This window comes from Okeania sp. (genome assembly GCF_035285525.1).
In the GTDB taxonomy this organism is placed as follows: domain Bacteria; phylum Cyanobacteriota; class Cyanobacteriia; order Cyanobacteriales; family Microcoleaceae; genus Trichodesmium.
This window is the reverse complement of record NZ_JAYKGW010000258.1, coordinates 1-12,473: the sequence shown is the minus strand read 5'-3', so window position 1 is coordinate 12,473 and position 12,473 is coordinate 1. Positions and strand designations below refer to the sequence as shown.

Here is a 12,473-nt window from a genome sequence, read left to right as displayed (position 1 = left end):
CGAAGTTAAGGCTTATTACTCATTGACTAAATTCTTGGAAAACAAAATATAGGAGGAACCACTATTGTCTAGTCGTTACTTATTCACTTCTGAGTCTGTTACTGAAGGACATCCAGATAAAATTTGCGACCAAATTTCTGACACAATTATAGATGCTATATTAGCCCAAGATCCAACCAGTCGTGTGGCTGCTGAAGTATTAGTAAATACAGGGTTAGTCTTAATTTCTGGTGAAATTACAACTAAGGCGCAAGTAAATTATATAGATATAGCTAGGAAAAAAATTGCTGAAATTGGCTATATCCATGCAGAAAATGGTTTTTCTGCCGATAGCTGTGCTGTTTTAGTAGCTATTGATGAACAGTCAGCAGATATTGCTCAAGGGGTAGATAGAGCTCAAGAAACTCGTGATCTATTAAGCGAGGAAGAACTTGATGCAATAGGAGCAGGAGACCAAGGCCTAATGTTTGGTTTTGCCTGTAATGAAACTCCAGAATTAATGCCTCTACCTATTAGTTTAGCGCACCGAGTTGCTCGCGAATTAACTGCAGTCAGAAAAAGTGGTCAACTGCCTTATCTAAGACCAGATGCTAAAAGTCAAGTTACTATTATTTATGAAGATGGTCGTCCTGTTGGTATTGACACAATCTTAATTTCTACTCAACATACTGCTACTATTGGAGAAATTACAGAGTTAACAGAAATTCAAGCTAAGATTAAAGAAGACCTCTGGAAATATGTGGTTGAGCCAATATTTACTGACGCCAAGATTAAGCCTGATGCAGAAACTCGTTTTCTTGTCAACCCTACTGGCAAATTTGTTATTGGTGGTCCACAAGGAGATTGTGGTCTGACAGGACGTAAGATTATCATTGATACTTATGGTGGTTATTCCCGTCATGGGGGCGGTGCTTTTTCCGGAAAAGACCCAACTAAGGTAGACCGTTCAGCAGCTTATGCTTGTCGTTACATTGCTAAAAATATTGTTGCAGCAGGTTTAGCAGAAAAGTGTGAGGTTCAAATTAGTTATGCTATTGGTGTGGCCAGACCTGTTAGTATGATGATTGAGACTTTTGGTACTTCTAAGGTTGATGAGGATAAGTTATTGGAAGTAGTGAAAGAAAACTTTGAGCTTCGTCCAGCAGGAATTATTCAGACTTTCAACCTCCGGAACTTACCTGGAGAGAGAGGCGGTCGTTTTTATCAAGATGTTGCTGCTTATGGTCATTTGGGGCGTACTGATTTAGATTTGCCTTGGGAAAAATTGGATAAGGTGGATTTATTAAAGGAAGCATTTAGTCTAGAAGCAGCTACAGTTTAATAAGTCTTTATTGACTTTTAATGTAAGCAGTCAGCAAATAGTGGTCAGCGATTTATTTTAGTTTGACATAAAAGCCTTTATTAGTTAAAATAAATTGGGTATTACTATGAAAGGCGACTTTAAAGGTTATATTCATTTAAAGCCATTTTCAAATCTTAGATAGGATTGACAGCTAATCTACTCTCGCTTTTTAATTGCTAGAAATATTTGATTTTCAGCAGCCAAGAGAACTTTGTTTCTTTTGGTTGCTACCTTGTATCTAGGGTTTGCTGATTAAAGCCTTTTTGGTGAAGTAGTGAGTAGGAAGTAGTTAAGAGTTACAGAGGAAGTGGTTGAAAAAATAGTTCCTTAATTTTTCTGTCATAGCGGTCTAAAAATGCTAAATTTTTCAACCTGAGTTACCTAAAAGTTAGGAATTTTTGATAACTAAAAATACTTTGACTTTTAGCTGTAAAGAGTTTGATATTTAATCAGTAAACCCTATTTATTAATAAATAGATATGGCTGATTAATCATTAAAATATTAACAGATTTTTAGTGCATCTGAATATTTGCCAAAATACTTTTTTCCTCCATACTTATTCCCTACTCCCTATTCCCTAACTACCATTTTTTTGATAGTTTTGAGATTGCGGTCTAAGATAAAAGGTCGAGGTGGAGCAATAGAAATTTTCTCATAATCTGGATGTAAAGGATTAATCAAATAATTATATTCTTGAGGAATAATGGCAGAAGGAACCCTTAAAACTGCTGTAGTTTTAGAATTAAACCATTTATCTCCAATAGAAGCTAAAATTTTTGGTGCCGAAGTATCACGCCAGTTTTGAGGTAACAGAGATTCATCCACTTGTTTAATGGGAAAGTTATCTGGGATTGTGAGACAAATAGATAGAAATATATTACCAAAGTTTTCTATTTCCATACAAACTAAAGTTTCTAATGCAGCTAAAGATAATGTTGCTGAAGTATAAATTAAAGTTGTTCCTTTAGAGTTCCAACGACCTCTACTATGACTATAAGTTTCACCTTTCCAGGCAATATCAATATATTTTTGATGAGAGATTCGCCATACTGTTAAACTCATTATTAATTATAATTTTTTGAACTACTTTTATATTAAATTTAATAGTTTTGATATTTGAGAATTTATAATTTATAATTTTGAATTGGAGAATGGAATGAAAGCATTATTGGGAAAGGCTTGCAGCACTTAAAGTTCTCAATATAAAGTTCCTGACCTTTAGATAGCTGAAAGCCTTAGTTAGTAATAATTATTCCTAGAACTTTCTACGGTATAGTTGATATAACTAAAAAATCAAAAAAGTCTAGAAACTTAGTTTGTATTAGATGTTCTATCATTCTGAATATTTGCTCTCCCAACTCGTTGATCATAGCATTTCCGGGTAAGAAGATTTGATATTACACAAAAAAAGGGCATTGCTGAAATAAGGGATGAATATTTGCAGAATAATGTAAATCTTATCTTTTACTTTCCTTTTGTCTAAGACTATAATTCATCCCCCAAATATGCAACACCAAAAAAGCAAGATTTATAGCATAGGCATCTTAGCTGCGATATGATCTTCTATTAATAACTAACAAACATGAGTAATTAATTATTAATTGTACATTCCATACTCTATTTTATGCAAAAGTTCATCTACTTGTTGTGCACCTGCATCTGTATCTAATAGTTCTAAAGGAGTTTTTCCAGCTAAAGCACGATTTGATTTTTTTAGCCAATCTCTTGCTGTTTCCACATTTTCAAATACATCTAATATATGTGCAAAAATTCTCGCAATGCGATACAATCTATCTGACTCAGAAATATCAAGTGGTTTCTGATCTTTCTTACGCCTAGAGATAGTCCGTTCAGAAGTTGCTAATAAAGCTGCCATTTGTGACTCAGAAATGCCACAATATTCTGCTACTTTAATTACAGAAATTACTGAAAATCCCTGACGAATTATACTAACTATTTGTAGTTCTTGGGGTAATTCCAAAACATTTTTAGGTATTCTGTCAAATCCTAAAATTTGATAGATTCTAGGGATGGGTTCAGTTTCTGGGTTCTGAGAAACTTGATCTGGGAATAACATCTGGACATCCTCTTAACAGTCACCTGTCTAATATTATAGCGTCAGATGTCTTAAGATGAGCAAATTTTAGATTTATTTGAGACTAAATAGTTAATTATACAAATTATCAGTTCTGAACTAGAAAATTTATTTTGCACTACTACTTAACTTTCAGAAGCATCTGGTTTTTGATAATTTAGATACCAGATCCAACAAATAGTAGGATTAGGAATATCATAAAAAGTATAAAAATTAGGCTATTAGAAACCATTTTCCTTATTTTAATAAATTCTCTACTATAATATCAAGTATTGAGGGTTTGGAGCAGATAACAGATAAGTATTGCTACCTGCCATTATAATTTTTTTCACAATAAATTTTCTGAGTTGCTTATAGATATGTTGGTTCTTGTATCTTCTATTTGATCTATCTTAGTTTTAAGTAAAGATAAATCTTTAGCTACAAATCTTTTATTAGTAATTAGATCGTAAGCTTCCCACTCTTGGGAAAAATCTACATCTTGCCAAATAAACCAATCTCGGTAAATTTCACCTTCATCTATATCACCACATAAAGCTAGCCAATCATCTCCCTCAAAATTATCTACCGTTGATGCTACTAAGTCAAGCCAGGCAGTAGTAATGCAAGAATCTATATTAGTTTCAGTAATATAGGAGGTGGACTGGGGTTTTACTTGTTGGAGGCATAAGTTAGATGTCATGGTTAAATTCCTTGATTAACTCTATGGTTTAACTTTAGGGATTTTGCTCTCTAGATAGTGAGAGATATATGCCACTATTTTGATTATAACATCTGAGGAATTAGGCAAATTTGATATATTACTATTAATATCGGGAAGTTGAATTATTTTGAAAGTAGACAGTTGAAAAATTGCCACTAATATTATAGTAATTAGGGTTTGTTTATGGAAAGTTTTTTTGCTATTTGTAGGGAGCAGGAAGTATGTAGGGACGTTTAATAATGGCGTCCCTACATACTCAACGGGAATAGGGAGTTAGACAGGAGGCAATCATAAAAATCAAGGGATAATTTTTCTGCCCAACTCTTGCACAAATACCTAACTTTTTGATTTTTCGGGAACCGCAGGTTCTTAGACAAAAATCTGGTACTTTATTTTAACCTAAAAAGGCTTTTACATCTATCTGTTAATATTCCTATACTTTATCATCAGCAAGTTCTAATTATAAATAGCTTGTAACATTTTACCGTAGGGGTTTGGTCTCCAAACCCCTACAGTTTTTTGGCAAATCATTTACGATTACTACGTTGTGCTAGAGGCAAATCAAAAGTTAAAATTTATAAGTGTAGGATTTTTGCATTTCTTGAAATTTGAGTCCGGTAAAGTGAAATTTATAGACATAAAAGAAAGTTGGATAAAGTGAGAAGTAAAAATTAATGGGAGATTGAAACTCGCCACTAATTTTAATTAGCTTCATCTACTATAAATAATATAGCTAATAAAGAATTTGAGTAGGAAATCGACGTAAGCATTCAGTTATTAGCCGTCAGTTATCAGCAATAATAGAGGAATAATTTTTCCTGTTTTTTCATCCTTAGCCTCCCTAATATCCTAACTTTTTGGTAGTTTTAGCTGAATAAAGCTCCACTTTTTCAGCATTTAAAAAGGCTATAATCTTTATATGTAAATAGTTTTAGATTTCCATACGTAAGCCCTAAATAGCTGATAGCTGATAGCTGACTGCTGAATGCTTACAAATAGAGTAATAATGAATCTTAGATAGCAGAAATTTTTTCCAACTATTCTCTGTTCTCTTTTAAGTTTTCCCTCAAATAATTTGATTAGGAAATAGAGTAATAAGAAATCTTAGATTAGATTAAATAGCAGAAATTTTTTCCAACTATTCTCTGTTCTCTGTTAAGTTTTCTCTAAAAGAACTTGATTAGGAAATAGAGTAATAAGAAATCTTAGATTAGATTAAATAGCAGAAATTTTTTCCAACTATTCTCTGTTCTCTGTTAAGTTTTCCCTGAAATAATTTGATTAGGAAATAGAGTAATAAGAAATCTTAGATTAGATTAAATAGCAGAAATTTTTTCCAACTATTCTCTGCTAAGTTTTCTCTATTTCCTATTTCCTAATATATCAGTTAACTTAATTTTGTTTTGCCTGTAATTTTTCTAAAGCTTGATGAGCGCTAGACAAATCGGGTTTAAGTTCAATAGCTTTTTTGAGGGAGGATATTGCTTCTTCATCTAAACTTAAATGTGACAAAGCTTGACCTAAATGATAATGTACAACTGCCGAATTTGGATGAAGTTCAATTGCCCGACGATAAGCAGAAACAGCATCTTCCCATTTTTCCATAGTTGCCAAAGCATACCCTAATTTATGATGTAAATCAGCAGCATTAGGATTAAGATTTATTGCTTGATGATAAGCAGAAATAGCCTCATCCATAAATCCTTGTTGCTGCATCATTTCTGCTAACTTTAAACGAGATTCAATTGCGGTTCTATTCTGTTCTTCTTTTCTTCCTAATGCTTCTTGTAGGTGTTGATTAAATTTTTGATTATCTGGCTTAATTTCTACAGCTTTCTGATAACAATTGATTGCTTCTTCCCACCTCTGCATTTCTGTTAATGCTTGTCCTAATTGGTTATAAACTACTGCTGCATTAGGATTAATTCTGAGAACTTCTCGATATTCAAGTTCAGCTTTTTCCCACTGTTTTAGTTGAGCTAAAGCATAAGCTAATTGATGATGAATTACTGGAGAGTTAGGATTAAATTCAATTGCATTTTGATAGGCAGAAATTGCTTCTTCCCATTTTTGCAGTTGGGTAAAAGCTGCTCCTAAATAATGATAAATTTCTGCATTTTTAAAATTTAGAGAGATAGCTTGTTGGCAAGAATTAATTACTTCTTCCCATTTTTGTAATTTAGTTAAAGATAAAGCAATGTAATAGTAAGCTTCAGCTAAATTGGGATTTAATTCCAGAGCATGACGATAAGAATTAATAGATGATTCTGTTTGACCAGCATTTTCTAGAACTTTGCCTAAAGCCAAATGGCATTCTGATAAATAAGGATTTATTTTAATAGCTTGATTGAAACTTTCTATAGCTTCATCCCATTTTTTTGACTGGCTAATGCTTCACCTAAATATTGATAAGTGAAGATAGAATTGGGTTCTATTTCGAGAGCGCGATGATAAGTAGTTATTGCCTCATCAAATAATCCTTGTTTTGCCAAAGCTAATCCTAAACTATGATAAAAATTGGGAAAATCTGGAGTAAGTTCGATGGCTTGACGTAGATAAATAACTGCTTCCTCAAATCTCTCAAGTTTAATCAGAATTTCTCCTAAATAATAATAAGACCAAGGATTATTTTTCTGTAGTTTAATTGCTTGGTTATAAATATTTGCAGCTTCCTCTAAATTGCCTTGTAAACTGAGAGTTTCTCCTAAATTTTGATAAGCAACTGCTGATTTAGGATTAAGTTTAATTACTTGTTGGTAAGCATCGGTAGCTTCGGGTAGGTTGCCTTGTCTTAATAATTTATTTCCAATATGGAGATAGTTAACACTGGTTTCTGTTTCTGTTGTTGTTGTTGACATTTTTGTGTAAAATTTCCTTAATTTGATAATTAGAATTTAAGCAATATGTAAGCTTTCAGTTATTAGCACTTGAGCAGTTAGCTCAAGCAGAATAAAAATAGAATGACAAGCATTCTTTTAATGTAAGCATTCAGCCGTCAGCTATCAACTATTATCTTTAGTTTTCGATATAGAGCTTTATTAATTGAGCTAGTTTAATTGGTTTGAGGTAATAGTTTTATTAATTAAGACCAAACCATATCTTACTATAAAAGCTGAGTTTTATTACTGTTTGCGCAGCATGACCCAGGAAATGCTTACCTTTTAACTTTAGGACTTACACAAAAAAATCGGTTTCTAGGATAAATCGTTGTTTGGAACAATAGATGTCTACCCTCGTACCCGGTTTCTGGGTTCAGATGACTTTAGTCCTGAAATTCTACTTTTCAATCATATATTTCGCATTGTCAAACTATTATATATTTATGTATGACCGAAAATTATAGATTTGCTTCAAAAGCTGATTGCTGAATGCTAAGATTTGAAGACCAAACCTCTACAATATTGAATTATACCAATACTAATAGACATCTCCAAAAATAAAAAGTAAAATCAATTATTACCTATAAATTATCAATTCTTTTTCCCTGTTCTCTTTTCCCAGTTAAGTGTTCCCTCATTTGGAGGAGATGTCTAATGGATTTGATATTATTTATTAAATTTATCCTCAATATTTGCTACACTAACACATCTAAGAAGAATAGGTTATATAGCATTTTTCATAGTGATAAGGTACATCTATTTTTATCCTATTACCTGTGTCCTGTTCCCTAAAATTAGGAATTTTGTAGGTCACAAGTATGAGAGTTGCTATATATTATTAGAGGCAGGTTTATTTGATTAAATCTGAAAATTCATTTGTTTAACTCAGTATCTGTCAATAATATGGGAACATTTTAGGTGTGTTAAGCTACTATATTATTTACTGTAAATGATTTAGTAATTTAATTTATCTTGCACAGGAACTTTAGCTATGAAGTAGAAAATTAATTTCTGAGCAAGCTATACTCAAAAAAATTAATTATTTGCAGAACGGGAAAAATAAAATTCTATATAAGCATTTCCTGGGTCATGGTGCGCCAACAGCTATTAGCCATCAATTATCTAAAGCTGAACTATAATTTGGAAATGAAGATAACCTATAAAATCGGCTTTGATAGTAAAATTAAACGTAAGCATTAAGCTAATAGCTGTCAGCTAACAGCAATAAAAAGCTTAATATTAAGGAGGATATTTAAGGGAATAAGGAAAGTGAAAGCTTAATTTTGTATCAGATAAAATTGTTGATTGATCGGGAGTCGTATCATCAAGCTTTTATAGTTATTCTGAATAAGAATGAAACATTTTTTTAGCTGAAACTTTTAAGAGTAAGAAATGATTGTCTCAGTCTAAACCAGAATGACTATATCTCAAAGTCAAATAAATAGCTAACTGCTAAATGCTGGCTCCTGAATGCTTAAAGTTAAACTTACTTCAATTGATAAAGTTTTTATCTAATTTTTAGATCAATAGTTGACAACTAATAGCTGACCGCTGTTTGGGTAGCATTCGCCAGGAAATGCTTATCAACTAAATTATTTATATCCAGTAATCAACCGAAATCTACTATTTATTATGAACCAAAAAACAGAAAAATCTATTTTTATAATTACCAGTATGCACTGTTCTGGAAGTTCCTTAACAACTTCTATTCTGCAAAGTGCAGGTTTGCATATAGGTCAGAAATTAATCAAGGAAAAAGATGAAAATTATCAAGGATATTTTGAGAATTTAGATTTATATGAATTTCATAAACAAGTATTAGAATCTCAAGGTATAGATCGGAATGGATGGACTTTACAAGAAAAAATAGATGTAGAAGAAAATTTTCGAGAAAAAGCTGAAGAAATTATCGCGAAAAATTCGATAACTGGTAATTGGGGATGGAAGGAAACTAGAACAACTTTGTTCTTAGATTTTTGGGCAAATTTAATACCTAATGCTAAGTTTATTTTGATTTATCGTTCGCCTTGGGAAGTGGTTGATTCTCTTTATGGTGGGGGAGATAATATATTTAAAAGTAAACCAGAAATGGCAGTGAAATTATGGTTACATTACAACCAGAAAGTTATTAATTTTTATAATCATGCTATTAATCGTTGTGTTTTAATAAATGTTCAGACAGTAGTTAATAACCAACAATTATTTGTTAAAAAAATTAATCAAAAGTTTCAGACAAATTTTAATGATTCGGTTGGGAATCTTGAGAATATATCATTATTTAACGATCGAGTTTCCCAAGAAAGTCATAGACTAACTATTATAGATTATTACTTTCCTGAAGCGACAGAAATGTATCAGGAATTAGAAGCAAGAGCATGGAAACCAGAATCTGAAATATCAGATTTTTCTTGGCAAGAAAAAATTAAGTCGTCTCCCTACAGAAGTTGGGCGTTTCAAGATTGGATGAAGTTATCTGGTTTAGAAAGTCAAAATAAATTTTTACTATCAAAACTAGAAACTTATAAAAATCAATCAGAAAAAAGTCAATCAGACTTAACCGAAGCTGAGTTGGAGTTAACACAAGTACAAGAGGATTTAGAAAAATATTTGATTCAGTTTAACGAGAAAGAAACAAAATTATTAGAATCTCAAAAACAACTTGAAACTACGGAAAAAGTATTAGAAGAAACTAAATTTGAACTGGAAAAAGTTAAAGATATTAAAATTAAGTTTGACCAAACAGAAAATGAATTAAGTCAATCTAAATCTGAGTTAAAGAAAACTGAAAATGAACTAAGAGAATCTAAGTTAAAACTAGAGCAGACAGAAAAAGATTTAAAAAAATCTCAAGAGAAACAACAAAAATTTAAGGAGACAGAATTTCAGTTACGTCAAACCCAAGATGAATTAGAAAAGTGTAAGTTAGAAATAACTCAAAGTCAAGAAGATTTAGAACAATATGTATATAGATTTCAAGAAACAGAGTCATTGTGTCAAAAATATCAGTTTCAGTTAGAAGAAAAAGAAGAATTATTAGAACAATCAAATTTACAATATAAACAAAGTCAAGCAGAATTAGTACAGACAAAATATAATTTGTCTGAAACTAAAACTAAACAAAAAATTTACCAACATCAACTGCATCAAACTCAAGAAATTTGGGAAGATTCTCAATCAAAGTTAGTTCAAACAGAGGCAGAGTTACTTAAATCTCAGCAAGATTTAAAAGATGTAAAAATAGCATTAGAAAATACAAGTTCAGAACTGCAAACAACTCAGGTAGATTTAGGTGTTACCAAACAAAATTTGTCTGAAAGTAGAAGAGAATTAGTAGCTTATAAATATCAGTTGCATCAAAGTCAGGAAGAGTGGGAAAAATCTCAGTCTCAATTAACCGAAACTGAGGCAAGACTCCAAGAATCTCAGTTACAACTACAGGAAACAAAATCAGTTTTAAAAACAACTGAATCTCAGTTAAAACAGACTGAAGAAAAAGAACAACAAACTAAGTCTCAGTTGACAAAAACTGAAGATATATTGCAAGCAAAAGAGACTGAATTAGAAAAGTCTAAATCGGATTTAGAAAAAACTAGCCAAGAATTACAAGAAACAAAATCTCAATTAAACCAAACTCAAACAGAATTAACTGAGTCTAAATCAGAATTAGAAAAAACTAGCCAAGAATTACAAGAAACAAAATCTCAATTAAACCAAACTCAAACAGAATTAACCAAATCTAATTCTGAACTAAAAGAAATTAGAAAAAGTCAAAATGAATGGGAAATATCAAAATCTCAGTTACACAAAACCAAACAAGAATTGAAGCGATCACAACTACAAATTCAAGAACTGCAAACAGAATTATTAGAGTCTAATTCAAAACTTCAGCAAACAGAAAAATTGAGGCAAGAGTATCAAACTCAGCTAAATCAAGTAGATAAAAAACGAGAAAATAAAGAAATTGAACTAAATAAAACTCAATCAGTATTGCAGGAAATTCAGAATCAATTAAAACAAACAAAAACTTTATTAGCAGAATATAAAACTCAGCTAAATCAAGCTGATAAAGAACGAGAAAATAAAGAAATTGAACTAAATAAAACTCAGTCAGTATTGCAGGAAATTCAAACTCAATTAAAACAAGCCAAAACTTTATCAAAAGAGTATCAAAATGAGGCAAATAAAACTAATGAAGAAATAGAAAATAAGGAAATTGAACTAAAAGAAACTCAGACATTATTACAAGAAGTTCAGACTCAATTAAAAGAAACTCGTGAAGAGGGAGAAAATAAACAGATAAAACTCCAAGAAACCGAGAGTGTATTGCAAGAAGTTCAAAGTCAACGTCGGAAAACAGAATTATTATTACAACAGTCTCAATCTCAACAACAAAACTTGCAAAAAGAATTAGTAAAAACTAAGTCAGAATTAGAGAAACTACAATATCAACAAACTATTTTAAGAGATGCCAAATCAGATGGTCAAACAGAATATAAATTGTTGGTATGGGAAGCATGGTATGCTTATCAAAATAATAATTGGATTGAGATGAAAGAACGTCTTCAGAAATCTTTAAAATATGCAGAAAGTTCTCGGACAGAAATAGTAATGGACTGGTTGGATAGTTTTGCTAATTTCTCTCAAACAAAAGGTATAGAATTTGATAGTGAAAAACTAACAAATTTGACAGAATGGCAAGAGTTGATGAAGCGGACTATGAAAATTAAGTCGAAAGATTTGGTAGTTAGCTAAAAATACAGCGCTTTCTGTTATTATAAAATCGCGGGCAAGATGCCCGCACTCTGTTATTATAAAATCGCGGGCAAGATGCCTGCACTACAAAACTTTGACCATTTACTCTGTACCTAATTTTTCCGAAATATACTGTAAGCTATTCAGCAGTCAGCAGTCAGTTAATTTCCTGAATATTTACCTTTAGTTGACAAGTAAAACTTGTCGTTCATAAGGTTCAATTTTAAGAAGTTAATATCTGACTGCTAATAGGTGAATGGTGACATAATAAATCAAATTAGATTTGAAAAAAATAAGAGGATTTGGAACAAATAATTGTAGGATAAAGTTCGATGAGAAAATCTGATTTTATTAACTAATTTGTAATGACAGTAGATTCCACTTTTATGAAGTACACCTAAGTGAGCTTTCTGTCTCGCAATAGAAATATTTAACTATTAATACCTGTACTTTTTATACTTGGAATTTGCTGTAAGTTTCTATTAATAATTAAAGGAATAAATTAATGGCAGCAACAATAGAAAAAGAACTAGAAGAATTTAAGGCCAAATGGCAAGAAACTCAACAACAGTTGGACAAAACTAAGTCAGAGTTCCATGATGTGAGAGAAGAGTTGGAGCGATCGCAATCTCAGTTAGATGAGGTATTGGGAGAGTTGGAGCAAACCCATTTTGAGTTACATCAGCTAAAGGAAAAAGGGG

At 31.5% G+C, this 12,473-nt stretch carries 7 protein-coding genes and 1 pseudogene; 3 read left to right on the top strand and 5 right to left on the bottom strand.

What is annotated here, in order from left to right:
- Positions 1-64: 64 nt before the first annotated feature.
- The gene (gene metK / locus VKJ25_RS24235; RefSeq protein WP_324239214.1) at positions 65-1,321 is read left to right on the top strand and encodes a methionine adenosyltransferase; all 1,257 of its coding nucleotides are present in this window, start codon (positions 65-67) and stop codon (positions 1,319-1,321) included.
- Positions 1,322-1,913: 592 nt separating this feature from the next.
- On the opposite strand, the gene VKJ25_RS24230 is transcribed toward metK, so the two are convergent.
- From VKJ25_RS24230 to VKJ25_RS24210, 5 genes are all read right to left on the bottom strand, one after another.
- Entirely contained in the window at positions 1,914-2,405 is a 492-nt protein-coding gene (locus VKJ25_RS24230; RefSeq protein ID WP_324239213.1) for an RES family NAD+ phosphorylase, read from the bottom strand.
- 535 nt (positions 2,406-2,940) lie between these two features.
- The gene (parS, locus tag VKJ25_RS24225; RefSeq protein WP_324239212.1) at positions 2,941-3,420 is read right to left on the bottom strand and encodes a type II RES/Xre toxin-antitoxin system antitoxin; all 480 of its coding nucleotides are present in this window, start codon (positions 3,418-3,420) and stop codon (positions 2,941-2,943) included.
- A gap of 346 nt (positions 3,421-3,766) precedes the next feature.
- Entirely contained in the window at positions 3,767-4,120 is a 354-nt protein-coding gene (locus VKJ25_RS24220; RefSeq protein WP_324239211.1) for a hypothetical protein, read from the bottom strand.
- A 1,413-nt stretch (positions 4,121-5,533) separates the two neighbouring features.
- Positions 5,534-6,448: a tetratricopeptide repeat protein gene (locus VKJ25_RS24215; RefSeq protein ID WP_324239210.1), complete on the bottom strand. Its 915-nt coding sequence runs from the start codon at positions 6,446-6,448 to the stop codon at positions 5,534-5,536.
- 50 nt (positions 6,449-6,498) lie between these two features.
- The gene (locus VKJ25_RS24210) at positions 6,499-6,999 is read right to left on the bottom strand and encodes a tetratricopeptide repeat protein (protein ID WP_324239209.1); all 501 of its coding nucleotides are present in this window, start codon (positions 6,997-6,999) and stop codon (positions 6,499-6,501) included.
- A 1,653-nt stretch (positions 7,000-8,652) separates the two neighbouring features.
- On the opposite strand from VKJ25_RS24210, the gene VKJ25_RS24205 reads away from it, so the two are divergent.
- Together VKJ25_RS24205 and VKJ25_RS24200 are read left to right on the top strand one after the other, a co-directional pair.
- Positions 8,653-11,772: a hypothetical protein gene (locus VKJ25_RS24205; protein ID WP_324239208.1), complete on the top strand. Its 3,120-nt coding sequence runs from the start codon at positions 8,653-8,655 to the stop codon at positions 11,770-11,772.
- A gap of 505 nt (positions 11,773-12,277) precedes the next feature.
- Positions 12,278-12,473 (top strand): annotated as a pseudogene (locus VKJ25_RS24200) (hypothetical protein); the annotation flags it as partial.